Annotated in this window: 30 protein-coding genes; 14 read left to right on the forward strand and 16 right to left on the reverse strand. The window is 55.3% G+C overall.

The annotated features are described in order from the left end of the window. Positions 1-129: 129 nt before the first annotated feature. The gene (locus Q3Y66_RS13465; RefSeq protein WP_008958747.1) at positions 130-1,068 is read right to left on the reverse strand and encodes a LysR family transcriptional regulator; all 939 of its coding nucleotides are present in this window, start codon (positions 1,066-1,068) and stop codon (positions 130-132) included. Positions 1,069-1,308: 240 nt separating this feature from the next. Beyond that, positions 1,309-1,644 carry a zinc ribbon domain-containing protein YjdM gene (locus Q3Y66_RS13470; RefSeq protein WP_008958748.1) on the reverse strand — a complete coding sequence of 112 codons (336 nt, stop codon included), beginning with the start codon at positions 1,642-1,644 and terminating at the stop codon, positions 1,309-1,311. Between the two features lie 99 nt (positions 1,645-1,743). Here Q3Y66_RS13470 and Q3Y66_RS13475 point away from each other — a divergent pair, with 99 nt between their 5' ends. Beyond that, positions 1,744-2,133, forward strand: a complete 390-nt coding sequence (locus Q3Y66_RS13475; protein ID WP_008958749.1) for an ester cyclase — start codon at positions 1,744-1,746, stop codon at positions 2,131-2,133. On the opposite strand, the gene Q3Y66_RS13480 is transcribed toward Q3Y66_RS13475, so the two are convergent. Both Q3Y66_RS13480 and Q3Y66_RS13485 read right to left on the reverse strand, forming a co-directional pair. Beyond that, positions 2,130-2,561: a GNAT family N-acetyltransferase gene (locus Q3Y66_RS13480; protein WP_008958750.1), complete on the reverse strand. Its 432-nt coding sequence runs from the start codon at positions 2,559-2,561 to the stop codon at positions 2,130-2,132. The two genes, Q3Y66_RS13475 and Q3Y66_RS13480, sit on opposite strands and share 4 nt — an antisense overlap. A 101-nt stretch (positions 2,562-2,662) precedes the next feature. Continuing rightward, positions 2,663-3,727 (reverse strand): DUF3541 domain-containing protein, encoded by a 1,065-nt coding sequence (locus Q3Y66_RS13485; protein ID WP_008958751.1) that lies wholly within the window; start codon positions 3,725-3,727, stop codon positions 2,663-2,665. A 139-nt stretch (positions 3,728-3,866) separates the two neighbouring features. On the opposite strand from Q3Y66_RS13485, the gene Q3Y66_RS13490 reads away from it, so the two are divergent. Together Q3Y66_RS13490 and Q3Y66_RS13495 are read left to right on the forward strand one after the other, a co-directional pair. Then, a complete protein-coding gene (locus tag Q3Y66_RS13490; protein ID WP_008958752.1) occupies positions 3,867-4,697 on the forward strand; it encodes an AraC family transcriptional regulator in 831 nt (276 codons plus the stop codon). 25 nt (positions 4,698-4,722) lie between these two features. Next, positions 4,723-5,337: a LysE family translocator gene (locus Q3Y66_RS13495; RefSeq protein WP_008958753.1), complete on the forward strand. Its 615-nt coding sequence runs from the start codon at positions 4,723-4,725 to the stop codon at positions 5,335-5,337. 61 nt (positions 5,338-5,398) lie between these two features. Here Q3Y66_RS13495 and Q3Y66_RS13500 read toward each other — a convergent pair whose 3' ends face one another. Beyond that, positions 5,399-7,075 carry a methyl-accepting chemotaxis protein gene (locus Q3Y66_RS13500; protein ID WP_008958754.1) on the reverse strand — a complete coding sequence of 559 codons (1,677 nt, stop codon included), beginning with the start codon at positions 7,073-7,075 and terminating at the stop codon, positions 5,399-5,401. Between the two features lie 303 nt (positions 7,076-7,378). Here Q3Y66_RS13500 and phnC point away from each other — a divergent pair, with 303 nt between their 5' ends. The 5 genes from phnC to Q3Y66_RS13525 are packed head-to-tail and all read left to right on the forward strand — an operon-like array spanning position 7,379 to position 11,804. Continuing rightward, complete coding sequence (gene phnC, locus Q3Y66_RS13505; protein ID WP_008958755.1) at positions 7,379-8,224, forward strand: phosphonate ABC transporter ATP-binding protein; 846 nt, start codon at positions 7,379-7,381, stop codon at positions 8,222-8,224. Continuing rightward, on the forward strand, positions 8,221-9,090 hold the full coding sequence (gene phnD, locus Q3Y66_RS13510) for a phosphate/phosphite/phosphonate ABC transporter substrate-binding protein (RefSeq protein WP_008958756.1): 870 nt from the start codon (positions 8,221-8,223) through the stop codon (positions 9,088-9,090). The genes phnC and phnD overlap by 4 nt, the downstream gene beginning before the upstream one ends. A 9-nt stretch (positions 9,091-9,099) precedes the next feature. Beyond that, positions 9,100-9,930: a phosphonate ABC transporter, permease protein PhnE gene (phnE, locus tag Q3Y66_RS13515; RefSeq protein WP_008958757.1), complete on the forward strand. Its 831-nt coding sequence runs from the start codon at positions 9,100-9,102 to the stop codon at positions 9,928-9,930. 9 nt (positions 9,931-9,939) lie between these two features. Continuing rightward, positions 9,940-10,950, forward strand: coding sequence for a phosphonate dehydrogenase (locus Q3Y66_RS13520; protein WP_008958758.1), 1,011 nt, complete (start codon positions 9,940-9,942; stop codon positions 10,948-10,950). Continuing rightward, positions 10,944-11,804 carry a LysR family transcriptional regulator gene (locus Q3Y66_RS13525; protein WP_008958759.1) on the forward strand — a complete coding sequence of 287 codons (861 nt, stop codon included), beginning with the start codon at positions 10,944-10,946 and terminating at the stop codon, positions 11,802-11,804. The genes Q3Y66_RS13520 and Q3Y66_RS13525 overlap by 7 nt, the downstream gene beginning before the upstream one ends. 195 nt (positions 11,805-11,999) lie before the next feature. On the opposite strand, the gene Q3Y66_RS13530 is transcribed toward Q3Y66_RS13525, so the two are convergent. Then, positions 12,000-12,374, reverse strand: a complete 375-nt coding sequence (locus Q3Y66_RS13530; protein WP_008958761.1) for a helix-turn-helix domain-containing protein — start codon at positions 12,372-12,374, stop codon at positions 12,000-12,002. 90 nt (positions 12,375-12,464) lie between these two features. Here Q3Y66_RS13530 and Q3Y66_RS13535 point away from each other — a divergent pair, with 90 nt between their 5' ends. Both Q3Y66_RS13535 and Q3Y66_RS13540 read left to right on the forward strand, forming a co-directional pair. Then, positions 12,465-12,791: a nuclear transport factor 2 family protein gene (locus tag Q3Y66_RS13535; RefSeq protein ID WP_035587106.1), complete on the forward strand. Its 327-nt coding sequence runs from the start codon at positions 12,465-12,467 to the stop codon at positions 12,789-12,791. Next, positions 12,791-13,564: an SDR family oxidoreductase gene (locus Q3Y66_RS13540; protein WP_008958763.1), complete on the forward strand. Its 774-nt coding sequence runs from the start codon at positions 12,791-12,793 to the stop codon at positions 13,562-13,564. The genes Q3Y66_RS13535 and Q3Y66_RS13540 overlap by 1 nt, the downstream gene beginning before the upstream one ends. A 127-nt stretch (positions 13,565-13,691) precedes the next feature. Here the strand turns inward: Q3Y66_RS13540 and Q3Y66_RS13545 are convergent, their stop codons facing one another. From Q3Y66_RS13545 to trpB, 6 genes are all read right to left on the reverse strand, one after another. Beyond that, entirely contained in the window at positions 13,692-14,414 is a 723-nt protein-coding gene (locus Q3Y66_RS13545) for a YrhK family protein (RefSeq protein WP_008958764.1), read from the reverse strand. Between the two features lie 108 nt (positions 14,415-14,522). After that, on the reverse strand, positions 14,523-14,843 hold the full coding sequence (locus tag Q3Y66_RS13550; RefSeq protein ID WP_008958765.1) for a hypothetical protein: 321 nt from the start codon (positions 14,841-14,843) through the stop codon (positions 14,523-14,525). Between the two features lie 373 nt (positions 14,844-15,216). Next, complete coding sequence (locus tag Q3Y66_RS13555; protein WP_008958766.1) at positions 15,217-16,266, reverse strand: SDR family oxidoreductase; 1,050 nt, start codon at positions 16,264-16,266, stop codon at positions 15,217-15,219. Positions 16,267-16,456: 190 nt separating this feature from the next. Next, entirely contained in the window at positions 16,457-17,428 is a 972-nt protein-coding gene (locus tag Q3Y66_RS13560; RefSeq protein ID WP_303319548.1) for an IS30 family transposase, read from the reverse strand. 245 nt (positions 17,429-17,673) lie between these two features. Continuing rightward, positions 17,674-18,513 (reverse strand): tryptophan synthase subunit alpha, encoded by an 840-nt coding sequence (gene trpA / locus Q3Y66_RS13565; protein WP_008956160.1) that lies wholly within the window; start codon positions 18,511-18,513, stop codon positions 17,674-17,676. A 20-nt stretch (positions 18,514-18,533) separates the two neighbouring features. After that, positions 18,534-19,763, reverse strand: coding sequence for a tryptophan synthase subunit beta (trpB, locus tag Q3Y66_RS13570; RefSeq protein ID WP_008956161.1), 1,230 nt, complete (start codon positions 19,761-19,763; stop codon positions 18,534-18,536). Between the two features lie 162 nt (positions 19,764-19,925). Between trpB and Q3Y66_RS13575 the strand changes: the two genes are divergently transcribed. Further along, on the forward strand, positions 19,926-20,927 hold the full coding sequence (locus Q3Y66_RS13575) for a LysR family transcriptional regulator (protein ID WP_008956162.1): 1,002 nt from the start codon (positions 19,926-19,928) through the stop codon (positions 20,925-20,927). A 123-nt stretch (positions 20,928-21,050) separates the two neighbouring features. Here Q3Y66_RS13575 and Q3Y66_RS13580 read toward each other — a convergent pair whose 3' ends face one another. Together Q3Y66_RS13580 and Q3Y66_RS13585 are read right to left on the reverse strand one after the other, a co-directional pair. Beyond that, positions 21,051-21,650, reverse strand: coding sequence for a trans-aconitate 2-methyltransferase (locus tag Q3Y66_RS13580; protein ID WP_008956163.1), 600 nt, complete (start codon positions 21,648-21,650; stop codon positions 21,051-21,053). A gap of 42 nt (positions 21,651-21,692) precedes the next feature. Next, complete coding sequence (locus Q3Y66_RS13585; RefSeq protein ID WP_008956164.1) at positions 21,693-22,634, reverse strand: LysR family transcriptional regulator; 942 nt, start codon at positions 22,632-22,634, stop codon at positions 21,693-21,695. Between the two features lie 106 nt (positions 22,635-22,740). On the opposite strand from Q3Y66_RS13585, the gene Q3Y66_RS13590 reads away from it, so the two are divergent. Then, positions 22,741-23,724, forward strand: a complete 984-nt coding sequence (locus tag Q3Y66_RS13590; RefSeq protein ID WP_008956165.1) for an aldo/keto reductase — start codon at positions 22,741-22,743, stop codon at positions 23,722-23,724. Between the two features lie 18 nt (positions 23,725-23,742). Here Q3Y66_RS13590 and Q3Y66_RS13595 read toward each other — a convergent pair whose 3' ends face one another. Next, positions 23,743-24,372 carry an SDR family oxidoreductase gene (locus Q3Y66_RS13595; protein WP_008956166.1) on the reverse strand — a complete coding sequence of 210 codons (630 nt, stop codon included), beginning with the start codon at positions 24,370-24,372 and terminating at the stop codon, positions 23,743-23,745. 237 nt (positions 24,373-24,609) lie between these two features. On the opposite strand from Q3Y66_RS13595, the gene Q3Y66_RS13600 reads away from it, so the two are divergent. Next, entirely contained in the window at positions 24,610-24,990 is a 381-nt protein-coding gene (locus Q3Y66_RS13600) for a hypothetical protein (RefSeq protein ID WP_008956167.1), read from the forward strand. Positions 24,991-25,057: 67 nt separating this feature from the next. On the opposite strand, the gene Q3Y66_RS13605 is transcribed toward Q3Y66_RS13600, so the two are convergent. Continuing rightward, on the reverse strand, positions 25,058-25,747 hold the full coding sequence (locus Q3Y66_RS13605) for a VIT family protein (RefSeq protein ID WP_008956169.1): 690 nt from the start codon (positions 25,745-25,747) through the stop codon (positions 25,058-25,060). A gap of 157 nt (positions 25,748-25,904) precedes the next feature. Here Q3Y66_RS13605 and Q3Y66_RS13610 point away from each other — a divergent pair, with 157 nt between their 5' ends. Then, positions 25,905-26,447 carry a shikimate kinase gene (locus Q3Y66_RS13610; RefSeq protein ID WP_008956170.1) on the forward strand — a complete coding sequence of 181 codons (543 nt, stop codon included), beginning with the start codon at positions 25,905-25,907 and terminating at the stop codon, positions 26,445-26,447. Positions 26,448-26,513 lie beyond the last annotated feature (66 nt).

Below are 26,513 nucleotides of genomic sequence, written 5' to 3' on the forward strand. Positions count from 1 at the left end.
TAAACCATGACGATATCGCAACGCCTGTTGCCAAATCAGCAAGCACCACGACTTTTCTGGTTAGGTTGCGATACCGGATAAAAGAGACGAAAAAGTTGCCAACGTTGCAACGCAAGATCGGTATACCGTTCAAACCACGTCAGAGAAGGTTCTCACATTCTTCATTTCCAGCAGCCCATCCCATAGCCGCTGAGCTTCTGCTGCTAGGGGCGCTGTTCGTCTCAGCAGGATAATTTTTAATGGCACATCGAAAGCGCTACCTCCTGCTCGAACAAGCCGCTTAGCCCCGAGGTCTTCTCGCACTAGCGAATAGGGAAGCCACGCAACACCCAGTTTTGATAACGTCATATGACGCAAACTATCCGCAAGACCAGCATCATGGTGTTGCTGTAAATTCAACCCTTGATTCACAAGCATCGCACTCAGCGACCAGCCCAAATGGCACTCTTGGGAATAATTCAAAAATGAGAGCGGGGAGCCACCTGCAGCATGTAAATTAAACAGTGGCTGACCTGCGGCATTTGGCGCGCTAACAGGGATGAGAGACTCGGTATCCAACTCAATTGAAGTGTAACTATCACTCTCTACTCCCAAGCGCCTTGCAATAAGGTGTTCACCATCGAATAGCGCCGCTACATAGTCGGCCTCTCCCTGATCGAGAGCGGCCAGGCACTCCGGCAATGTATTGGCATCAATGCTAAATTTTGCCTGTGTGAACTGCTCTTGTAAGCGGGGCATCCAGAGGGGAAAAAATATCGCAGCCATAATGTGTGGTGAGCAAAATCGTATCCGCCTTTTCTGATCGTTAATATCATCAGCAACGGAGTGGCGAAATCGATCAAAAGCACTAAGCGCTTGTGAAGCTACCATTTGCAGGCTTTGCCCTGCTTCCGTCAGCACTAGCTCCCCTTTACGCCGCTCAAACAGCGCGCTGCCTGCCCACTCTTCAAGACCTTGAATACGACGACTCAATCCTGACACCGAAACATGCCGGTGCTCAGCCGTGCGGCTAAAACTCTTGGTTTCACAAAGGGCCAGGAAATCTCTCAGGATTATCAAATCAGTCATTGAAGGCCTTCCGGCAGATAAGCTTTAGTCTTACTTTAGCTAAATCATTCGAAAGGAAATAGCGCTTTTGAATACTTTCCAACCCCGCTGTCAAAGGCCTTAGAGCTGATTTTGTCGCCCCAGCACCAGATACCCGAACACACGCTTCGCTTAAACGCTGAGTGAAGTGGTGGTGGGTGAGCCTCAGCTTACTGCGTCGTGAGGTGGAGCGAAGAATTCCGGGAGTTATGACAGCCTTATTCAGGCTTTTTTCACAAAGTGGGCGGTCACCATCATGTCGCCGACGCCGTCGACCTTGCAGTCCAGCTGGTGATCCTTGCTATCCATGAGCCGCTTGATAACGGCTTTGGTGCCCACCTTGAGTACCAGTGAGCTGCCTTTGACCTTGAGGTCTTTGATCATCGTTACCTTGTCGCCTTCCGCTAGCAGCGTGCCATGAGCATCTTTTACCGTCACGGTGTCTTCCGCCTCAGTCTCAGCAGGGTTCCATTCGTGGGCGCATTCGGGGCAGATGAACAGGCTTTGATCTTGATAGACGAGTTCGGATTGGCAATGGGGGCAAGGTGGGCACGACATGAATGATGACTTCTGTGGTTTGGTTTAGGCTGCTTATGATACTGAGCCTGTATACCCTTGGCGAATGCCTTCACACCTGCCCAGGAAAGGAGAACCAGGATGAACAAACGTGACCTGGAAGCAACCTACCGTGATTACATCACCTGCCTCAATAATCAGGATTGGACGAGCCTTGACCAATTCGTGCATAACGATGCCCACCACAACGGTAAGCGCCTAGGCGTTGATGGCTATCGCGCCATGCTGGAGGCCGATTACGAGCAGATACCTGATCTTCACTTCAACATTGTGCTTTTGGCCGTTGACTCACCCCATGTCGCGTGCAGGCTTCGGTTCGATGTAACCCCGAAAGGTAGCTTTCTCGGCCTTGCGGTGGGTGGCAAAAAAGTGACGTTTTGCGAGAACGCGTTCTACCTCTTTAGCGATAACAAAATTAGGGAGGTCTGGTCGGTGATTGATAAAGCCGCGATTGAGGCTCAGCTTGGTTAAACGTTGTGGTTATCTCCATTAACAAACGAATAGAGCAGAATATCGGATCGGTACGCCCAGCCTTGGCTTGCCCAAAACGTCTGGGCGGCTTCGTTCTCGGGAAGAATCATCAAGTGTGATTTTTGGATACCTTCGTTCTTCAATGCTTCCAGGCAAAGGCTAACCAGCCGTGTGGCGATGCCTAACCGGCGATGGGCGTTTGATACCGACAAGTGCTGCACATAGCCGCGCTTGCCATCGTGGCCCGCCATGATCGTGCCCACCAGCTCCCCTTCTACTTCGGCCACAAAACTCAGGCCGGGATTGCGCAGCAGGTACTTCTCGATACCTTCCCGTGAATCGGCGTCTCGAATCCTCACGCCTTCACTCTCGCTCCATAGGGCAATGGCGGCGTCATAGTCGTTGATGGTCATGGTGCGGTAGTGCATTAATGGGGTCTCGCTGGGTAATCGTTAGTTAACGCGCTGGTGGCCTTGATCGCTCACTTCGCACAGAGCTCATTCGTTATTCTCCCACAGCTGATTAGCAATTATGTACAGCATTCGGCTGAGCGCCCGCCAAGCGCGTCAGAGAGGTCGGGGCCGGGATGCAGGCGGCCCGGCCAGCGCAACACCATGATCGCCAGAACGTTGCGGTGTTCACCACCCGCCAGCCCCTTTTCCCCAGAGGACGAGGGGATGATGCCGCTGGCCGGGTCCACTGCCGCCACCAGCGCCTCGCGCACCCGTCCCACCAGCGGGTGATCCTCGCGGTCGGCAAGCAGGAAGGCCAATGCCACCTCGGCTTGGATGTCGGCCGTGGCCCGAGCCAGGATGTTGGCCGTCTCCCGCTCTAGCGCTTCCAGCACCCAAGCGTGCACCTCCGGGTCCACCTTCCGCTGATAGTAGCGGCTGTCAGCGATGACGAAGTGGGTCAGGCCATAGAGCCAGTTACGGTACTCGGCGTCGTCGAGCCCGGCGACTCGATCAGGCGGGTAGTGGCGTCGGAAGGCCGACTCCACCTCCCGGCGCAGGTCCATCACGCCGAGCTGGTGCAGGAAGTACGCTTGGTTGGACACCTGAGCGGCATAGATCCCGATCACCGCGGGGTCGGTCAGGAAGGCCGCCCAGTCAACTTCTGCCTGGTAGTCCAGCGCCCGCTCTTGGTTCTCAATGGTCGGCAGCAGGCCGTGGTACTCGGCCTGGACCAGCCTGAACAGCAGCCCCCGGGCGAAGGCGATCTCCCCCCACTCACCCAGCATGGCGCGCCGGGCACGCTGCTTGGCCGTGCGCTGCGAATAGTCGGCAACGATCGCCCGGCTGCGGGCAGCCGCGTACCCGGGCTCGGCCAGGCCGACGATGTCCTCCTCGAGTCGCGCCAGTAGACGCTTGCCGTAAACGTGATTGAGGGCCCGCCAGCGCTGCTCGCCAGTCAGGCGGTAAAGCCGCTGAGCAAAGTGGCGCTGCTTGTCCTCGGACAGCGTCGGCAGCGCCTGCTCGTAGATCTCCTGGATGGCCAGACCGGCCTCGCGCTGGACGTCACGCTCCGCATGCGGCTCCATGGCGGCGCAGCCAGCCAACACCAGCACAACCACCAGCGAAAAGAGCTTTTTCATGACGGCCCCTTGGTGGTGTTCACTATCGATAGGCCATCATTGCACAGTTGATGAGCAATTATGTACAAGCATCCGTGGCGCTGACGGCCTAATCTAGGGTTGTGTTTCGAGGTGTTGGGTTTCATCAGAAGAGGTAGGCATGAGCAACGCCAGCCGGTTTGAGTTCTTCAAAAGTCATCATGTGCCGACACTGACGGTGCTGAAGGCGGCCATTGCGGATTTCAGCTACGCTCCCCACGCCCATGAGGAATATGCCTTTGGCGTGACGCTGGCCGGGCGTCAGGACTTTTTCAGCGGCGGCCAGTTTCACCGTAGCCCACCGGGCAACGTGATTCTATTCAACCCGGAAGAAGTCCACGACGGGCATTCGGGTGGCGAGCGAGCGCTGGATTATTTGATGGTGTACGCCCATCCGGAACAGGTGAAGCCGCTGTTTGCCGATGCCCTGGGGCACACGCGTGGCGCTGATTTCCGCTCCCATCAAACGCTGATTCAGGATGCGCCGCTGCGCCAGGCCATTGTCGAACTGGCACGTTTGGTGACCTCCCAGGTCGGCAGCTGCATCGATCAGGAGAACGCGCTTTATCGGGTAGTAGAGCGCACGGCGCAGCTGGGCGGCCATGTGCAACCCAGCCAGGTTACGCACCGGCCGGATGCCCTGCTGGGCTTGGCGCGGGAGTATATCCACGCGCATCTGGAAGCGGATATGTCGCTGGACGACATCAGCCAGGCCGCACACCTGTCCAAGTACCATTTCTTGCGTCTGTTCCGTCAGCATTTCGGCATGACGCCGCACCAATACGTGATGAATGGCCGGGTCAATGCGGCCCGCGCCGCGCTCGACCAGGGCACTTCGTTGACCGAGGTAGCACTCCGCTTTGGCTTTGCCGACCTGAGCCATTTCAATCGCCGCTTCAAGCGTATTTATGGTATGACGCCCCACCAATATCAGCGCGATATCGCCCGCTAGTCCCACCACGCATAGAGGTTTTACCATGTTAGCAATCATCGCCTATGCCCTGGGCGTCATGTATACCCCTGGGCCTGTGAATCTGCTCGGCCTGAACGTGGGCATCAATGGCCAGGCCAGACAGTCGGTGGGATTTTGCCTTGGCGTGGGCACGGCGATGCTGGCGTATTTATTGGTGTTAGGCTGGGCGGGCGCTGCCTGGATCAATGATGACGCACTGGTGGTCGTAAGCGCCCTGGGGTGTAGTTATATCATTTATCTGGCCTGCAAAATTGCCCGCTCCAACGCCGATTTCAGCACGCCCGCTAACGTCCCTCGGCTGGTTAGTTATCGCGATGGGTTAGTCATGCAGTTACTGAACCCCAAAGCCATTGTCGCCACCCTTCCGATTACTACACTGCAATTTCCTGCCGCTGGCATTCATGGGCTTAGCCTAGTGATGTGGGCGTTCGGGCTTGCCATGCTAGCCGCGGGCGCGCCTGGCAGTTACGTAGTGATGGGCAGTTTGGTCGGCCAGCGGATTAAAAACCCAGCCGTTGTGAGGCGCTTTAATGGGCTAATGGCCGGGCTGTTGGTCGCCGTGGCGTTTTCGATCGGGTTTGAGCATGTATGGCTGCCGCTTACCTCTTCTGCCAGTTAGGACGTTAGCTGATTGCTCAGAAAAAAAGCGCCCTGAGGGCGCTTTTCATAACGGCTAGCGGTTAGAAGGAGGTCCATTTCTCGGTGTCTTGCTTGCCACCAATCACATGAGTCGGCAAGCTTTTAGTGGCTCGAGGCTGGCTGTCACGCGGTTTTGGCGTAGCAGGTAGCGCGCGTTGGTTTTGGCCGGTGGTCGCTCCTCTAAAGAACGACACCTCGTTCAACAACGACTCTGCTTGGCTTTGCAGTGAACGCCCTGCCGCGCTGGACTCTTCCACCAAACTCGCGTTCTGCTGGGTGACACTGTCCATTTGCGAGACAGCGGTATTGACCTGATCAATGCCTTGGGCCTGCTCTCGGCTGGCGGTGGCAATCTCACCCATCAATACCGAAACACGCTTAACGCCATGAACGATACCTTCAAGCGACTTGCCTGCTTGGTTGACCAGGTTTGAGCCGGTGTCGACTTGGCCGATACTGTCCTCGACGAGTTTCTTGATGTCTTTCGCGGCATCAGCACTGCGCCCTGCCAGGTTACGTACTTCGTTGGCCACCACCGCAAAGCCACGCCCTTGCTCGCCCGCGCGGGCGGCTTCCACTGAAGCGTTCAGCGCCAGCAGATTCGTCTGGAAGGCGATTTCATCGATCAAGCCGACGATACCGGCAATCTTGCGGCTTGAGGCATTGATACCTTCCATCGCTTTGACGGCTTGACCTGCGATCTCGCCCCCGGCGTTGGCTTGCTGGCTGACTTCATGCACGAGCTTGTCTGCTTCGGAAGCATTGTCTGCATTCTGACGCACGGTCGAGGTGATTTCGTCCATCGAGGCCGCGGTCTCTTCGATATTTGAGGCCTGCTCCTGAGTACGGCGGCTGAGATCGTCGGTGCCTAGCACGATTTCATCGGCGGCGACATTCACGGACTCGGCGTTATTACGAACGGACATGACCACCTGCGAGAACTTGGTTTCCATGCTCTTTAACGCCCTAAGCATCACGCCAAACTCGTCCTTGGCTGAAGCGTCGACGTTGTTATCGAGCCTGCCTTCAGCCATGGCATTGGCGAGTGCTTGCGCCTTGCCCAGCGGCGTCATGATGCCGCGAATCAACCACATTGAGAGCAGGATGCCGAAGATGATTGCCGCCACCATAACGCCTATAACGAAGTTGCGCGTCCAAGCATAGTCACTTGCTGACTGCTGGTTATTGGCGGCGGCTTGGGTGCTGTTGTGGGTCATGAGGTCCTGGATCGCCTTAAGCACTTTGGCATATTCAGAACGTAGCGTGGTGGTGGCAATCTCTCTTGCGGCATCATAATCATTGCCGATCATTGCCGCGTTAATCTCGTCAATACCAGCGCGCAAACTGGCTAACGACACGACAAAGCTTTCGGCTATCGCACGCTCTCGATCATCAGAAACTCGCTCGGGGAAGTAATCATCCCAAGCGGCGTCGATAATGGCGTCGTTCTCCGCGACCTCTTGTTGCGTCGTGATGGCAGATGCTGGATTCCGATCACGCTGTTCGGCCGTCACTTTTACCCGGTTGCCGAGCAGTGCTTGGTTGACCTTACTAAGATTAGTCAAGGTGATCACGTTCCCCTCATAAGTCCTATTGAGGGCATCGTTGGTTTTGCTGAGACTGGAAAGACCGATAATACCGACGACGATTAACATCAGGATGCACGCGCCTAAACTTACGGCTAGCCGCAGTTTAACGCTTCGATTTAGAAGTAGCATGGGAAGGTCTCGTGAAAGCCCGCAGCGCGCTGCATTGGGTAGGTGGAAGCAATCTCAGTAACCGCATGCGCTCAGGTAAAAGCGCATATTACGAGTAACGTTGATGCATTATCGGCACGCGCAAATAAAAGTTTAATTTTTTTTAATTTATAAATCGCCAATTTCTTATGTCATTACATGCTACCCACCCCTTTGATGGTCATTAACTTATCATCTGCATGACACAGCTTTGTCACCTAGGAGCGCTAACGTTGCATTGTAAGTCACAATAAAGTGAGCTTATACATTGCAGAAGGTGATCCAATGGAGCCTGTTCAATCCTCTGACTTAATGCTCCGCATCGAGAAAATGGGGGTGACATATCCTGGGAATGTTCTCGCACTTCGACCCACCACCGTCGATTTCCACAAAGGCGAGTTTACGGTTCTACTCGGTCTTTCCGGTGCAGGTAAATCTACGTTACTGCGCTCCCTCAACCACTTGGTGCGGCCCAGCACCGGCAAAGTGATCTCGGCCGAACTAGGTGCGCTCGAAACCATTACTACGGTACGCCGCCATCGGTGCAAAACCGCCATGGTTTTCCAGCACCATCAGCTCATTGAACGCCACACTGCGCTCCAGAATGTGCTGACGGGTCGGCTTGCTTACCACAGCACCTGGCGCAGTTTGTTTCCGCTACCCAGGCAGGAACAGGAGCTTGCCCTGCACTGCCTGGATCGCGTAGGCCTGGCTGAGAAGGCGCTTACCAGGGTCGATCAGCTTTCCGGAGGGCAGCAGCAGCGCGTGGGTATTGCTCGTGCCTTGGCGCAGCAGCCCGCCATGATCTTGGCGGACGAGCCAGTGGCCAGCCTTGACCCAGCCACGTCGGAGCGAGTGCTAACGTTACTGCGAGACATATGCCGTGAAGATGGTATTACCGCCATTATTTCGCTGCACCAGTTGGAATACGCCCAGCGGTTCGCTGACCGCATTATCGGTTTAGCGAATGCCCAGATCGTTTTCGATGCGGCCCCCTCCCAGCTAAAGCAATGCCACCTTAATGAGATCTACCACGGTGCGAAAGGGACTGCGTCCGAAGCCGCTGACACCCCTGAACCCAACCTTTCATCTACACATCCTTCCCCGATAAAACTGGAGATTGCCCAATGAAACCGCTATTCAGCTTTTTCTTCGCCATCTGTCTTATGATTGGAATTGTGATGCCAGCCATGGCGGCGGACGCTGATCCAAATCCGGATCTGTTAAAAGTCGCGCTACTCCCCGATGAAAATGCCTCCGAACTGATCAAACGCAACCAGCCATTGAAAGACTATCTTGAAAGCACGCTTGGCAAAGAAATTGAGCTAATCGTCACTACAGATTATTCCTCCATGATCGAAGCCATGCGCTTTGGTCGCATCGACCTCGCCTACTTCGGGCCCCTCTCCTATGTGATGGCAAAAAGCAAAAGCGAGATCGAGCCCTTTGCGGCCATGATTGTGGATGGCAAGCCCACCTACCGCTCCATCATCATTGCCAATGTCGATTCCGGCGTTGAGTCCTATGCCGATATCGAGGGCATGAAGATGGCCTATGGCGACCGAGCCTCCACTTCAAGCCACCTGATTCCCAAAACCGTGTTGCTTGAATCGGCTGGTTTGGAAGCAGGCGAGGACTATGAAGCCCATTTCGTTGGCTCCCATGATGCCGTGGCGGTGAACGTTGCCAATGGTAATGCAGATGCTGGGGGACTATCGGAAGTAATCTTTGAACATGTGATGGACCGCGGCCTGATAGATCGCAGCAAGGTTAGGGTGTTGGGTCACAGTGGGGAGTATCCGCAGTACCCCTGGGCGATGCGTTCCAACTTGAACCCGGAACTCAAGCAGGAGATACAAGACGCTTTCATTAGCATTGATGATGAAGAAATCCTGAGCAACCTAAAAGCCGAAGGTTTCGCCGTTATCACTGACTCCGATTACGATGTGATCCGGGAAATGGGTAGTCTGCTCGACCTTGACTTCGCCAAGATGTAAGGGGGCATTATGAATCAGACCAAAACGGATCCGCCGGCCCTTTCAGCATTCTCTCCTGACGCGGTGCTGGCCGAACACGCGCGCGGCTGGCGGAGTAAGCTCTTCCAAGTGGGCTCGTTACTGGCAGTGGTTCTCCTGGCGAGTTGGTACGTGGGCTTGCTGGATTTTCGCACCCTAGCCAACGGGGTTCCTGCCATCGCCACCCTGCTGGGTGAATCGCTACCGCCCGATTTCACCAATGCCAGGGATTGGATGTCTCCGCTGGTCGATACGCTCGCCATGAGCATTGCTGGCACGGCGATAGCGGTCATCGTTTCCGTGCCCCTGGCGTTCCTGGCCGCTCGCAATACCTCGCCCCATCCCGTGGTCTTCCACGTGACCCGCACGTTACTAAACGCTCTGCGCTCGGTGCCCGAGTTGATTATGGGCATTATCTTCGTTGCGGCAGTGGGTTTTGGCGCCTTGCCGGGCGTGCTAGCGCTCGGCCTTCATTCCATCGGCATGGTGGGTAAATTCTTTGCCGAAGCGATTGAGCATGTCGACCCAGCCCCAGTGGAAGCCGCCAATGCCGCTGGCGCGACTCGCTTACAGGTTCACTGGCACGCGGTGCTGCCGCAGGTTCTTCCGCAGTTTGCCGATGTCTCCATCTATCGCTGGGAATACAATTTTCGCGCCTCGACGGTCATGGGCATGGTGGGGGCCGGCGGGATCGGCTTCGAGCTAATGGGCTCTTTACGCGTCATGCAGTACCAGGAAGTCAGCGCCATCCTGATTGTCATACTCGTTATGGTGACGATGGTGGATAGCCTTAGCGGCCATCTTCGTAAGAAATTTAAGTAAGGAAATCAGATGAAACCAAGGGTTTTCATTACCCACCGGGTACACAACAGTGTGCTGGAAAGGCTGGAACAGAGCTGTGAATTAATCACCAACCAGTCAGACACTACCTTACCCGCCGCCGAGGTAAAGGCCCGCGCGGCAACCGCAGACGGCATGATGGTGTTTATGCCGGACCAGGTCAGCGAGGAATTTCTAGCTGGCTGCCCCAAGCTGAAAGTCATTGGCGCTGCCCTGAAGGGATACGATAATTTCGATGTGGAGGCCTGTACGCGTCATGGTGTTTGGCTGACCTTCGTACCGGATTTGCTGACAGTGCCAACGGCTGAACTCACCATAGGGCTAACCATCAGCCTAATCCGACATGTTCGGGCGGCCGACGAGTATGTTCGTTCTGGCCAGTTCAGGGGGTGGCAGCCAACGTTCTATGGGCTTGGGATTGCAGACGCCACCGTGGGTATCGTCGGCATGGGGCCCATCGGCAAGGCTGTGGCAACGCGGCTCAAAGGCTGGGGGGCAACCTTGCTGTATTCTCAGCCAGACGCCTTGCCCGCTGCGGAGGAGGAAACCCTCGGCGTGGCGCGCAAGTCGCTTGAAGAGCTGCTCGGGCAAGCCGACATTGTCATTTTGGCCCTGCCGCTCAATAAACAAACCCTGCATACCATGAACTCTGCGCGCTTGGCCCTGATGAAACCAGGCGCCTTTTTGATCAACCCATGCCGGGGGTCTGTAGTGCAGGAAGCTGCCGTTTTGGAAGCACTGGAATCCGGGCAGTTAGGCGGCTACGCAGCGGATGTTTTTGAAATGGAAGATTGGGCTCGAGAGGATCGCCCGCAAGAGATTTGCCCCACCTTGCGAGCACATCCCAACACGCTATTCACGGCACACATTGGCTCTGCCGTCCAGGATGTGCGGCTGATGATTGAACAGCGTGCTGCCGACAACATTCTTCAAGCGTTACAAGGAGAACGCCCTCAGGATGCGGCTAATTCGCCCACTATCACTGAGACAACTCCATGCTGAACTTGGTCTGGCTGAAAAGTTTTACCACACTGGTTCAGCACCGACGTTTTCAGGCCGCCGCCCAAGCTCTCGGTATCGCACAACCCACGCTTTCACAGCACATTCAAAAGCTCGAAGAACAGCTAGGTGCCCTGTTGATACGCCGCAGTAAAACTGGATGCGAGCCCACCAAAGCAGCCCTGGCGCTTATGCCTCTAGCGCTTAGTATGTTGCAACTGGACGAGCGTGCTCGAGAAGTCGTTAGCGGTACGCGTTTACGCGTAGGGGCAAGTTCCAACATCGGTATTTACATGCTCCAGCCCTACGTGAGCACGTTCAAGAACATTCCGGCGGTACCTGAGCTGGATCTTGTGATTGATAATAATCCTAACATTGCTAGACAACTGACTAGCGGCGAGCTGGATATAGCGGTGATGGAGTGGTGGCACCCGAAACCTGGCTTCCAGGCAATGGATTGGCGACAGGAACCCGTGGTTTTAATTACCCGACCAGACCACCCCTATGCGGGCTGGCATGAAATAGACCGGGAAACCCTTGCCGGAATGAGCTTGCTTGGTGGTGAACCCGGAACAGGTACTGGCCGGTTGCTGGCGAATTTCTTTGGCGAGAGAGGGCCGTTCCCGAAGGTTTCAATGCAACTGGGCAGTACCGAAGCGGTTAAACAGGCTGTCAAAGCTGGCCTGGGCGTATCACTGGTGCTGGCGGCTTGCGTCGAAGCGGAGATTCACGCGGGCTCCTTGTGTGCCATCCCGGTCAGTGATGCCGCATTGGCAAAAAAACTGATGGTCATTTGCCCTGAGACTCTAGCAAGGCAGCCGCCAGTATCCACTTTCGTCAGCCATATATGTCAGTGAAAATTGAGTGACATCTTTAGAGCCAGGGAAGGCGTGTGGGTGGCTAAGAATAGGTGCCATTGAGACCCACCCCCGCAAGCTTCACTGAAGCGTTAATCGGCATCGCGCAGCCGCACGCCTTCACTTTCGCTCCACAGGGCAATGGCGGCGTCATAGTCGTTGATGGTCATGGTGCGGTCGTGCATCAGTGGGCTCTCAGAGGGCGGCGGCATCGTCTTGTTCGTTCTGCTCGGCAGGGTCGTTGAAGTGGTCTTTCTGCTCTGCCCATTTCAGCAAGGCATCCAGCGCCGGGCAGAGCGTTTGCCCCCATTCGGTCAGGCGGTACTCCACTTTCGGCGGCACCTGGGGATAGACCTTTCGGGCCACGATGCCATCCGCTTCCAGTTGGCGCAGCTGTTGGGCCAGCATTTTCTGGGAGATGTCAGGGATAAGTTTTCCAAAATCGGAGTAGCGCTGCACTTTTCCATCGAAGAGATGAAAGAGAATAATGAGCTTCCAGCGCCCTTCCAGCATTTTTAATACATTTTCCACATCGCCTGCGGCGGTAGTGGGCGTATAAATCTTTCTCATGGGTAAGCCACTTACCTTTTTGTGCGTTCTTGATAACGCGTCAGTCTAGGCAGAATATTCTCTCACATTAACTTACGAGAGATGACCATCATGAGCTTGTCACTGCCAGACGCGATCACTACTTACTTCAGCATCAGCAACGGTGCGGATGCCTCCCACATTGCGGATTGCTTCACTCAAGATGCCTGTGTGTTTGACGAAGGAGAGACGCATCGCGGGCACACCGCTATTCAAGCTTGGATGCGCGCCACCCGTGACAAGATTGAGTATAGCGTCGAGCCGGTCAGTGTTTCCCAACAAGGCAACACGATGGTGGTTACCGCCACTGTGACCGGTAACTTCCCCGGCAGCCCGGTGCAACTGGACCACAAGTTTGAGCTTGCCGAGTCGCAAATCCAGTCATTGGAGATCCACTAATGAACCTGAACTTGAACGGGCGACGCGTATTGATCACCGGGGGCAGCAAAGGGGTTGGTGCGGCCGCGGTGGCTCTCTTTCGCGAGGAAGGCGCGCAAGTGCTAACAACCGCCCGTACTCGCCCCGGCGACCTGCCCGATGAGCTGTTTGTAACTGCTGACCTGACGACAGCCGAAGGCTGTGCCACGGTGGCCGATGCGGTCAACGATCGCTTGGGCGGCGTCGATATTATCGTTCACGTACTGGGTGGTTCATCCGCCCCCGGCGGCGGGTTCGCTGCCCTTGGGGAGGAGGAGTGGCAGCGCGAGCTCGACATCAACCTGTTTCCCGCCGTGCGGCTGGATCGCGCCCTGCTGCCCGGCATGCTGGCCCAGGGCGATGGAGTGATTATCCACGTGACCTCCATTCAGCGTGAGCTCCCCCTGCCCGAATCGACCACGGCTTATGCGGCGGCCAAGGCGGCGCTCTCCACCTATAGCAAGAGCTTGTCAAAAGAGGTGTCACCCAAAGGGGTGCGTGTGGTTCGGGTGTCGCCAGGCTGGATCGAGACAGAAGCCGCCGTTGCGCTAGCCGAGCGGATTGCCCAAGAGGCAGGCACCGATTACGCAGGCGGCAAGCAGATCATCATGAATTCGCTGGGCGGCATCCCGATTGGCCGGCCATCAAAACCTGCGGAAGTGGCCAACCTGATTGGGTTTCTGGCATCACCGCTGGCAGCCACCATCACGGGCACGGAGTATGTGATCGATGGGGGTACCGTGCCTGTTGTTTGAGGGCGGTTTGAGGGCGGTTTATACCGCCCCCTTAATAGCTTCCCGGTCTGCGATGACGGCTAGCAATTGTCCGTAAGCTGCATTGCCCTACTGACGATTAGCCATTAAAACCAGTGTTCAATAAACCTTATTCGGTGAGGCACTGGTTCTTTACGTCTGGGTTTTGTTGATGGTCTTGGTGAGCCCGATAGGCTCTGTAGAAATTGACGACTCCTCCGGCGAGAAACAGCAGGCTGGCGAAAATAAACTGAGCACCCAAGTAGGTGTGCAGTGCATGGGCAAGCGGTGTCTGATAGCTCGGCCAGAGATAAGGAATCGAGGCGGCCAAAAACAGGATGGAGCCGATGACAAACGAGATGGCAACGGCATTGAGTAGCTGTAAGACCACTAAGGTTCCCGCCTGAGTGATCTGCGTCACGTTGACCGTCGCACCAATCGTGAACAGAACACTGCCAACGATAAAGCACCAGGCGCCCCCACTTTCCAAGCCTACGCTGGGCAGAAACAAGGCGCTGCCTATCAGGAACAGTACACTGCCGATGATATAGCCTGCCGACATTATAAACTCGAGCATGGTCTTCTTGCCGTGCGAGGGGTGACGGCGGTAATAGGTGATGATTTCTATGCAATCGTTTGCCGTCACCGCTAGATAGATTAACGAGCCCAAAATGAACAACCCGGCCCCCGCCGCCATGTAGTTCTCAAAGGCTGGCAGGAAAAAGACACTGCCTACCACAAAGGCAGCGGCACCCGCGATATAGGCTAAAGCATTCAGCCCTTCCCAGAAAAAACTATCTTTGGGTAACGACGTTCGATAACTGCGTTTTCGGTTAGTGATGTGATGTGGCATATCACGTCCTTACGTTTACACGAGCTAACAGAATGGCCGTTCCAGCGCTGATTTAAACACTCATTAAGCTTGCCCACGCCACTCGGCAGTTTAGTAGGCTATTGCATTTTACTGCCCGAAGCTGATGCCCAGCTGTAGTGCCTGTAGGCCATCAAATTCGACCGTGACTTCATCAGAAAACAGGGGGTGGCCCTGCACTGCCAAATCCAGCGTTGCTTGCGAGCCACGATAAGTGACCGTGACAGCGATTTCAGCTGAGGTACTAACGGGCGCCAGCACATCATACTCAACGTTATCAATGCTAACAGCGGAGAGGCCACGGTCATCCAGCTGTTCTTGGATCTCCCGCTCAACGACAACGCCGTAATAGAAGTAAATGCCAGTGTAGCCAAGCGCTACTATTACGATTAGTGAAAAGAGCTTTCCCATTATTTCTCTCTAGTTTGTAAACGCTTTAATGGTTATTGCCTGCCATTAATAGGCGGCGTAACCATTGATAAGTTCTGTTTTATATCGACTATATTTAAGCCATTTCCTGCCCATGTGACACAGCGTAAATGCTTCATATATCGTCGTGCTCTAACTGCTCCGCTTTGTCTTTTAAGTTTACGAGCATAAAGCACGATAGCACGGAATCCACGCTATCAAATATTCTTGAGAAAGAGAGAATTGGCGCCCGCCTCTATTCCAAGAACCGAGCAGCCACTGCAAGGGCCTGAAGCATTGAAGGTCAGGCCCGAAAAAAGCAGGGTAGTAAAAAAAGATTAGTAAAAGCAGATTAGTAAAAACCCGTTAGAAAAGCTTAGGGATCGCCAGCGCCACCGCCCGCGCCGTGAATATTACCGGTGGTAAAGCTGGATTCTGACGAGGCCAGTAGTACGTATGTACCGGCCAGCTCTACCGGCTGGCCGGGGCGACCAAGCGGCGTGCTTTCGCCAAACGTTTCCACGGCGTCTTGTGGCTGGCCACCGCTGGGCTGAAGCGGGGTCCAGAACGGGCCGGGTGCGACGCCGTTGACGCGAATGCCTTTCTCGGCCAGTTGCTTCGCCAGCGCTTTGGTGAACGCGACAATGGCCGCTTTGGTCATGGAGTAATCGAGTAGGATTTTAGGCGGATCGTAAGCTACCACTGAGGTGGTATTAATGATCACTGACCCAGGCTCCATATGGGGTATCGCCGCCTGGGTGATCCAATACATGGCGTAGAGGTTGGTCTTCATGGTGTCGTCGAAGGCTTCATGGCTAATATCCATAATCGACGGCTGCCACTGCTGGCGACCAGCGTTATTGACCAAAATATCTAACCCGCCTAATTGTTCAACGGCCTTTTCCACTAACTCGCTACAAAACGATGCATCACGGATATCACCTGGAATAGCCGCCGCGGCACGCCCTTCGGCTTCAATAAGCTCAATGACTTCGCGCGCGTCTGACTCTTCCGCGGGCAGGTAGTTAATCGCCACATCAGCACCTTCGCGCGCATAGGCAATAGCGGCCGCACGGCCAATGCCGGAATCTCCACCGGTAATCAGTGCCCTTCTTCCGGTTAAACGACCACTGCCGCGATAACTCTGTTCGCCGTGGTCTGGGCGCGGTGTCATGTCACTGGCAAGCCCAGGCCACTCTAGCGGCTGGCGTTCAAAGGGGGGGTTGGGGTACTTGCTTTTGGGATCCTGCATTTGGTTTAACGTGCCTCCTGACTCATTGGTGTTTGAGGTATTACCTGCACCACCGGACGGCGATGTCGAAGATGACTGGGCGAATGCGGGTGCGGCCATAGCAGCGGCCATACCGGTAGCAAGGCCGCCCACCACTTGACGGCGCGTAGGGTCAAATGTGTTGTCGGGCTTCATAATAGTTTCCCATAAGTAACCATTGCGAATAACAACTTGATGCGTGGCCTAAGCCAAGAGCTTTTCCCTGAAAAGCATGCAATAGGGAAAGGCGTCAGCTCGCTTAAAACCCTATTGACCCTAGTTGGGATAACGGCGATTACCAAGCGGAGTACCGAAAGAAGGGCGGCCTCAAGTTCCAAGTGCAACACTATTGAAGAGTGCTCGGGCCGGCGACGGATTTCTTGAGCACCTCGGCGTAGACTTCCAGTGGCGAGCGCCAATCCAGTGTCTTGCGCGGCCGTGTATTGAGTGAGTCGGCGATCTCGTCGAGTTCTTCCTGGCTGTAGACCGACAGATCCGTGCCCTTTGGCAAGTACTGTCTCAACAGCCCGTTGGTGTTCTCATTGGAACCCCGCTGCCATGGGCTATGCGGGTCGGCAAAGTAGATCGCTGTCCCCGTCTTCTGAGTGATCTCGGCATGTTTCACCATCTCTTTGCCCTGGTCATAGGTCATGGACAGGCGCAGGGAGCGCGGCACCTCATTGAGCTTGTCGCTGAAGCCGACAGCCGCCGCTGTGGCCGTGGTGCCATCCACTTTCGCCAGAATCACTAAACGCGTCGTGCGCTCCACCAATGTACCAACGGCAGAGCGATTGTTAGCGCCCATGATGAGATCCCCTTCCCAGTGGCCGGGCATCAGGCGATCTTCGATTTCAGGCGGCCGCAGATGGATGCTCACCAAGTCTGGAATCTGTTGTCGCCTATCCTTGCCACGGCTGCGAGGGCGTCGTTTACCTTTACCCTGGCGCAAACAGGCAATCAGCTCTTTCTTGAGCGAGCCGCGCGGCATGAGATAGAGCGCATTGTAGATGGCTTCGTGCGAGACGTGGCGGTCAGTATTATCAGGAAACATACGCTTTAGTGTGCGGGCTATTTGCTCTGGTGACCAGTACTTGCGCAGCAGGTAGACCACCAGTTCGAACAGCTCACCGTCGAGAGGAAGCTTCAAGCTACGGCGAGGCCGACAGCGGGTCAGTCGGGCGCGATGTCCAGCGAGGCTGGCGTCATACGCTCTGTTAGGGCTAACAGTATGACGCACCAGTTCTCGTGAAATAGTACTGGGCGAACGCCCTAACTGACGGGCGATAGCGCGAATCGAGTGGTTAGCCCGCATCAGCATGATGGCGGCTCGGTCTTCGGCAGAAAGATGGCGATAACAGTGAGTCATGGCAATACCCTACCTGATAGGTTAGGTGTTGCACTTGGTCATTGAGACCGCCAAGCCATAAACTTAAAAAATGATAGTTATAAATCCAAATTAAAGTAAGCAACTTTAAAAGTAGTACCGGATGCATAATTAAAGCAGGCGCGTTGGCCTGCTCTCATACCTGTTCTCACAACAACTCGCTCTTTACTGACCTTTTATCAACAGGCTTGCGGTTCTCTCACTTCCCGACACGCCCTGACGCTTTCTGCCAGTTCACTGACTAGGCCATGCACACGCTCTACGGCTTCATCGGGCGTATTGGCGTGTTCAATACAGTCGACCAACGCAGAACCTACCACCACGGCATCGCTATAACGGCCGATGGCGGCGGCCTGCTCGGCGGTGCGAATGCCAAAGCCCACGGCAATAGGTAGTTCGGTGTGTTCGCGCAGTTGATTTACTGCGCCTTCCAACCGCTCTGGCGTGGGCGCACTGCCGCCGGAGACGCCCGCCACGGAAACGTAGTAGATAAACCCCGAGGCGTTGGCCAGCACTTTGGGCAGGCGCTTGGCATCGGTGGTCGGCGTGGCTAGGCGAATAAAATCAATGCCGTGCTGGGCCGCTGGCGTACAGAGCTCTTCGTCATGTTCTGGAGGCAAGTCCACGACAATCAGGCCATCGACCCCGGCCTTGGCAGCATCGGTCAAGAAGCGCTCGACGCCGTAGCAGAAAATCGGGTTGTAGTAGCCCATCAGCACAATGGGCGTGGTGCTGTCTTCTTCACGGAAGCGGCGCACCATTTCCAACGTTTTGGCTTGGGTCTGGCCGTTATTCAAGGCACGCAACGCGGCTTTCTGAATGGCGGGGCCATCGGCCATGGGGTCACTGAACGGCATACCGAGTTCGATGATATCCACCCCCGCTTTTGGCAACCCGTGCAACAGGCGGCGGGATGTCTCGGCATCCGGATCGCCAGCGGTGAGGTAACTCACCAGCGCTGGGCGGTTTTGCTGTTTGAGTGCAGCAAAGCAGTGTTCAAGACGAGAGGTATGGGTCATGACGTTCTCCTGTGTCGCGCTCATAGCTGTTTAACCCCGAATTTTTCGCCAAGGTGATGGGCGACGCTCATCATGTCTTTGTCACCACGGCCGCTAAGGTTGACCACCATTAAATGCTCGCGGGGCAGGCTGGGTGCGCGCTTGGCCACTTCGGCCAGGGCATGAGCGGTCTCTAGGGCGGGGATGATACCTTCCTGTTGACAGCAAATTTGAAAGGCTTCCAGCGCTTCGTCGTCGGTGGCAGAGACGTACTCGACCCGCCCCTGCTCGTGCAACCAGGCGTGCTCTGGCCCAATGCCGGGGTAATCCAGTCCGGCGGAAATCGAGTGGGCGTCGATAATCTGGCCATCTTCGTTTTGCAGCAAGTAGGTGCGATTGCCGTGCAGCACGCCGGGGGTGCCGCCGTTCAGGCTGGCTGCATGCAGGCCGCTTTTCACGCCCTTGCCACCCGCTTCTACGCCAATCATCTTCACGTCGAGGTCATCAAGGAAGGGGTGAAACAGCCCCAAGGCGTTTGAACCGCCGCCAATGCAGGCCACCAGCGAATCCGGCAGGCGACCTTTCTTTTCCAGCATTTGGGCGCGGGTTTCATGGCCGATCACGGCCTGAAAGTCACGTACCATGGCCGGGTACGGGTGTGGCCCCGCCACGGTGCCAATGATGTAGAAGGTGTCGTCGACATTCGTTACCCAGTCGCGCAGCGCTTCGTTCATGGCGTCTTTTAGCGTGCCGGTGCCCGAGGTAACGGGGATGACTTCCGCGCCCAGCAGCTTCATGCGGAATACGTTGGGCTGCTGACGCTCGATGTCGGTGGCGCCCATGTAAATGACACAAGGCAAACCAAAGCGCGCCGCAACGGTTGCGGTGGCAACGCCGTGCATGCCCGCACCGGTTTCCGCGATGATGCGTTTTTTACCCATCTGCTTGGCCAACAACACCTGACCAATGCAGTTGTTGATCTTGTGCGCGCCAGTGTGATTCAGCTCTTCGCGCTTTAAGTAAATACTCGCACCGCCAAAGTGCTCGGTCAGCCGCTCGGCAAAGTAGAGCGGGCTTGGCCGACCCACATAATCACCCTGAAAATAGGCCAATTGGCGCTGGAATTCGGGGTCGTTCTTGGCAGTGGTGTATTCGTCTTGTAGCTCTAAAATCAGTGGCATCAGCGTTTCAGCGACAAAGCGGCCACCGAAGCTGCCAAATAGGCCATTGGCATCGGGCAGGCTCTTGGATACGTCTACAGGTTGATTCATCGCGACCTCTGAATGCGTTATCGAACTGTTCAGTTAAAACAGTTCAGTGAAAAACAGTTCAGTGAAAAACAATGAAATGAAAGTAGCGCAAGCAGGGGGAGATAAAAATCGATAAGATGTCAGCAACACGTGAGTTAAAATCAACTATCAGCAGGATAGCCCATGCAACACAGCATGCCGCCGCTTAGCGCCTTGCGCGCCTTTGAAGCCACCGCCCGTTTGGGTAGCGTGACCGCCGCTGCCGATGAGCTAAACGTGACTCACGGCGCGGTCAGCCGCCAGTTAAAGAGCCTGGATGACCATTTTGGTATCGCGCTTTTTGCCAAAGCGGGCCGAGGCATTGCGCTTACGCCACATGGCGAAAAGCTGCAAATCGGTGTGGGAGAGGCGTTCGACCGCCTCAAGGATAGTTGCGCAGCGCTCAAACGTGATGTGGAAGAAGCCCCCTTTACTCTCGCCTGCCCTGGCAGCCTGCTAGCACGCTGGTTGATTCCCCGCCTGGATCGCCTGCACCGCGAGCTGCCTGAGCTCAAGCTAAAAGTCGTGGTGAGCGAAAGCGAACAGCCGGGTACGCAAACGGATGCCAGCGCCACCCTGGCGTTTGCCGAGCCTCCCTGGCCTGCGGGTGTGGAGGTATTCGAGCTGATGGCGGAGCAGATATGTGCAGTGGCGAGCCCGCAGCTGGCGGCCCAGTGCGATGCGACCAAGCCCGAATCGCTGCTTGCCAATAAGCTTTTATATACATCTTCCCGCCCCCAGGCGTGGCCGCAGTGGGCCACTGCCAAAGGGCTGGATCTGGCACAGCTTGAAACGGCGCTAAGCAAAGGCCAGGGGTTCGATCACCTTTATTACTTGATGGAAGCGGCGGTGGCGGGCTTGGGCGTGGCGATCGCCCCCAAGTTGTTGGTAGAAGACGACCTGAAGAGTGGCAGGCTGGTGGCCCCCTGGGGGAGTATTCAGACTCCCGCGCGTCTGTGCCTGTGGTTGCCCAGCCAAGCCAACGTTCTCACTCAACCCCGCCGCAGCGAGCCGCTGGCGGAGTGGCTCAAGCGGGAGTTGATAGTGCCTAGAGCAGAAGCTGAAAAAGAAACGCTGCAAGTTCTTCAAAACCAAGATTTAATGCAGCAAATCATGGCTTCCTCCGATACTCACCATCGGGGCTAAAGCTGCCAATTTTGCTCATTAAACAGACTGTTCTACCGATGCGATGACAAAACTATTTATATTTTGCCATCGGCGGGCATGACGATCAGTCCTGATGTTATTTATTTGATAAAAAGCAACATGCTACCCCTTCTGCACTATCAAATAAGTATGCAACTCTGGATACTGGTCATACTCCAGATGTCTGCACACCGCGCCTAGCGTAATCAGCAGGGACAAGAAGCCGCTGATCCCAAGCGTAGAGTAGTAGACCTCGGGCCCCATGAAGCTATCGGTGTGCTCACCGGGTTCGTCGGTACCACCGAAAGAGAAGATCAGTACCCCACCCTTATTCAGGCTTCCGATGAGTTTGGTCATCACGCTTTCCTGCTGCGCTAGCGGAATATGCCAAATGCTGTCCCAGGCGGTGATAAAGTCGTATTTTTCCGGCGGCTGCCATTGGCAAATATCCTGGTGGTGAAAGGCCACGTCAGGGTGCTTCTGCTTCGCCAAACGTAACATTTCATCGGATATATCCACGCCTTCAGGCGTAAAACCTTCTTGTTGCAAGAAGTCGATAAAGCGGCCGGTACAGCCGCAACCGATATCCAGCGCCCTGCCCCGATTTTTTACAAACGAAAGCGCCCTTTTGTGCGCCTCTATCCCGTTAGTGAGATTGAATTTTTCGCGTTGCCAAAGGTGAGTGATCTGATCGTAGGCGCTGCCAATATCAGTAGGTGTCATGGGTGGCCTATAGGATAAAAAAGTGCAGACTTAGAGACTCTATCACCCACTCAAGCGTTCGCGGTTATTGGCCACCATTTCAGCCAGAAAGTCTGCCACGGCCCGAATGCGGCCTGACTGGGTAAGATCCGTCTGGATAACGAGATAGATGGGCTGATCTACGCCAATATCCGTAGCAACACAGACAAGCCCGGCCTCCCTGGCCAAAAAATGTGGCAATACCGCTATCCCCAGCCCCGCTTTCGCCGCCGCTAGCTGGGTCGCCAACGAGGTGGTGGTTAGCGCCGGTTCCCGCCCTTGCAGAACCCGCTCAACCCACTGGGCGGCAGGCAGGTGCGCTTGCATGTCTCCCCAGGTAATAAAGGCATCGCTGTCGTAATCGCCCGCGTCTGGATGAGCCTCACGCTGGGCCTCATAATCGGAGCTCGCATAAAGCCCAAACCCCAGCGAGCCAAGGCGCCGAAGGGTGACATTGCCTCGCTCGGGCTTGACCATTCTAAGCGCCAAGTCAGCGTCACGACGGTGCAGATTGACGGTGGTGATATCGGTCACCAGCTCAAGTGTGATGCCGGGGTACTGAGCATAAAATTGTGGCAATGCAGGCAGAATCAAAGACGTGGCCAGGTTTTCAGCGGTGGCCAAGCGCACCCTGCCGCTCAGTTCCGTAGCGAGTGCGCCCCCGCTAGAGAAGGCCGCTGCGGCGGCTTCCAGCGCTTCGGCTTTTTCGATTAGCCCGGCCCCTTCCTTGGTAAGCTGATAGCCCGACTGCTGACGAACAAACAACGGCAGCTTTAAGGCTTTTTCCAGCCGCTCAATACGCCGGGAGAGCGTCGCGATACCGAGATGGAGTTCCGCTGCCGCGCCGCTCAAAGTGCCGTGGCGGGCCACCGCCAGAAAAGTGCGCGTGTCATCCCAGACCCACCCCCGGGGCATCTGGTTTTCAAAACTGGAAAACGGCTTACCGAACTCGTTCATTTTTTTCATTATTGGATAGTGCCACGCTGTTATTGCGCGTTTCAACAAGCGCTCGATAACGGCTAACGCACACTTGATGGGCCATGGTTTAGTAAGTCATTACAGGAGACATAGCATGAAAAAACGTACACTCGGCACCGACCTGACCCTCTCTGCCATTGGCTTAGGCTGCATGGGAATGAGCGAGTTCTACGGCCCCCGAGACGATAGCGAGTCTCTTCGAGTGTTGGCCCGGGCGGTGGAGCTGGGTATCGACTTTTTTGACACGGCGGATATGTACGGGCCACACCATAACGAGGAGCTGATTGGCCGTTTTCTTGCCAGCCATAAGCCAAACGTACGTATCGCCACCAAGTTTGGCATTGTTCGTAACCCTGGTGAGTATCAGCGTCGCCTGGATAGCAGCGCCCTGTATGCTCGCAAAGCTTGCGAGGCGTCGCTGAAGCGGCTGGGCATCGAACAAATCGATCTCTACTACGTTCACCGTGTTAACCCGGCAACCCCTATCGAAGAGACCATGGAGGGCTTGGCACAACTGGTTAAAGAGGGAAAAATTGCCCATATTGGCCTCTGCGAGGTTAGCGACGAGACCCTGCGCCGCGCACACGCCGTGCACCCTGTGACGGCGGTTCAAACCGAATACTCGCTCTGGACACGGGACGTGGAGCAAGCGGTACTGCCCACCTGCAAGGAGCTCGGTATCGGCTTTGTGCCCTACTCTCCTCTCGGTCGAGGGTTTTTAACGGGCAGGTTTCAAGAGAACGCTGATTTCGGAGAAGGTGATTTTCGTTCTAACCTGCCCCGCTTCTCTGAACAGGCCATGGACACTAACCGCCGAATCGTGGAGGTGATTGGTGACATGGCAGCACTCAAAGGCTGCACCCCTGCGCAGCTCTCGCTGGCTTGGCTACTTTCCAAAGGCGACAACATCGTACCGATCCCGGGCACCAAACGGTTGCGCTACCTTGAAGAGAATGCAGCAGCTGCGTCCATCACCCTAACCGATGATGAGCAGCAACAGCTCGAAGCGGCCACTGCACGCCTTCCGGTCATCGGCGAGCGCTATACACCGGAAGGCATGAAGGGGGTGAATGCGTAAGGAGCAGCTTGGGCCTGGCTACTGAATGATCTCGCCAATCGAACGTTTGCCATCCAGCAGCAGATACTCCTGATTGACCAAATCGGGCTTTTGCACAGCGTGAAGTAGCGCATGGGCAACGTTGGCGCGGGAGATTTGATTGTCGCCTGCTTCCTCCAGTGAACTGGCGAACCGCTGACTGGCGGTTTCGTCGGTCAAACGCCCCGGCTTGAGAATGACGTAGGGAAGACCGCTGTTGCGCAGGTGGGCATCAGCAGCAAATTTCGCGGCCATGTAGGGGCGCATTTTTTCGGGCGCCTCTAGTGGTTTTTCTGCACGCATGGCGCTAATCATGATGTAGCGGGAGAGACCTTTTTCCTTGGCGATATCGGCGGTGCGTATGGCACCGTAAAGATCAATCATCAGCGTTTTGTCTGGCCCGGTGTAAGGCCCTGAACCCGCCGTAAAGACCACTTGGTCGCAGCCGTCAAAAGCGTGCTCAAATTCGCCTTCTAAATCAGCCACCACGGTATCAATGCCGTGCTCTTTGAACCAGGCTGCCTGCTCGTCACTGCGGATCATCGCCTTGATGGGCGTGCCCGCTTTTTGGGCCAGTTCGCAAAACTGTTTGCCAATCTGTCCGTTCGCGCCAATCACTAACGTTGTCATAACGGCTCCATGTGAATTAGTTACTTATTAGTAAGTGCAGGCATCTAGGCGTAATTCAACCTACTGCTGATTAATTCTCCCCTGCACCGGCACTTTAACAAGGACTAGTGGCCTCTCTAACGGCTTTTTAAACCGGCAGCGAGACGCCGACAGAATGGCTTAAGCGTGAACTTGAAGTGGTAAAGCTATAATGAATCAGTGAGCGCTTTGCGCCTAGTCGTTACCAGGAGAAGCCCTATGACTGAGGCAGAACGGAGTGCCGGTGTTGATGTGAGTAACGATGCTCATACCCGAGCACGTTATATATCGCAAATTCAGCGTATTTCTTCGACTGCTAAAGCAGACATCTCAGCAGGCAGAGCCAGTTATCTTGAAGCAGCAGAGTACTGCCATGCAATGCGCAACCAAGTCATGGAGGAGTATAGGAAACTGACAAGCGAGCAGGGGCTGGCGAGAGCAGAGCAGATAAAAAAAACACCACCTAGTCTTGCTGCTCTTTTCGAGCGATACGCGCAGCAACTGTTTGACTGTCCGTATGAAAACCTCTCAGCTGAGCAGCAGCAACGCATACACCACGAGGTTATTGAAGCTTCTGGCCGCAGTAATGCTGAACTCTGACCCAAGCACTTCAGCATCGATAATTGCCAGCTCTTCGTTGCGAACGCTAAATTCGGCGCTCACGCATTCAAGCCACGACTCCAAACACACGACCGATGGCCGAGGTTAGCGCCATTGCGAGCGCGCCCCAGAACATCACTCGTGCTGCAGCTTTCAAGATAGGTGCACCGCCGACTCGAGCCGCAACAGCGCCCAACAAAGCCAGGAAAAGCAGTGAAAACAGTGCTACCAGAGGCGTCAATAATGTTGATGGTGCCCACCAGGCGACCAACAATGGCAAAAGCGCGCCCGCGGTAAAGGTCGCTGCTGATGAGAGAGCGGCCTGGAGGGGGCGAGCCTGACCAGTATCGGTGATACCAATCTCATCTCTTGCATGAGCGCCTAGAGCGTCGTTCGTCATTAATTGCTCTGCGACTTGACGTGCCAATTCAGGCTCTAAGCCACGAGTGACGTATATGTCGGCAAGTTCTTCCTGCTCAAGTTCGTAATGTTCCGCCAGTGCTTTACGCTCAATGTTGAGATCGGCGTGCTCGGTGTCGGATTGCGAGCTCACCGACACATACTCCCCAGCGGCCATCGACATAGCGCCAGCCACCAAGCCCGCAACGCCTGCCAGCATGATATCGCTCTGCGTTGTGCTTGCCGCTGCAACGCCGAGGATGAGGCTACTGGTGGACACAATGCCGTCATTGGCGCCGAGCACTGCAGCACGAAGCCAGCCTGAACGGTGAGACCGATGATGCTCTGTATGGATCATGGAATTAATACCATCCTAGGTGTGCCTAATCGCTGACGTTTAAATGCACTTAGCTCCTTCTGAGCCTAGCAGGTATTGGACATTGGCGTTGGGCACTTGTTGTCTAACCACTCGGCAATTCATAAAATGCCTCGCCGTTCTTGAAGAGTGCTTTGTTATGAAGATTAATGTGGTCGGCACGAGTGGCAGTGGCAAGAGCACACTTGCAAAGCAGCTTGCAGACGTATTGAACACCCCATGCATTCAGCTTGATCAATTATTCTGGCGTGCTAATTGGCAAGGCTCTCCAGACGACGTATTTTTCGCCAAACTGGAAGAAGCCTTGGTTGCCTCATCTGAAGGCTGGGTACTGGATGGTAACTTTAACCGAACACGCCCTATCAAGTGGCACGATGTCGATATGGTGGTGTGGATCGACTACCCTTTTTGGCGGGTATTTACCCAAGCCATCTTTCGAGCTACCAAACGCATCATCAGCCAAGACGAGCTTTGGCCCGGCACCGGCAATCGTGAATCTCTCCGCAAAACTTTTTTAAGCCGCGAGTCTGTGTTGCTATGGTCTCTCAAGACTTGGCGACAGAATCGGCAACGTTATTTTGCCGATATGATTGATCCGCGCTATGCGCATATTCAGTTTGTCCGGCTGACTTCTAGGAAAGAGGCAAAGTCATTGGTAAAGCGCCTATCTAGGTTGGATTAGGCGACGTTGAATGCCTGTTTGGCTTTCATTATGCAATCCCTGTAGGGTTATTAACCAGGCATTCAA

The organism is Halomonas sp. HAL1 (assembly GCF_030544485.1).
In the GTDB taxonomy this organism is placed as follows: Bacteria; Pseudomonadota; Gammaproteobacteria; order Pseudomonadales; family Halomonadaceae; genus Vreelandella; species Vreelandella arctica.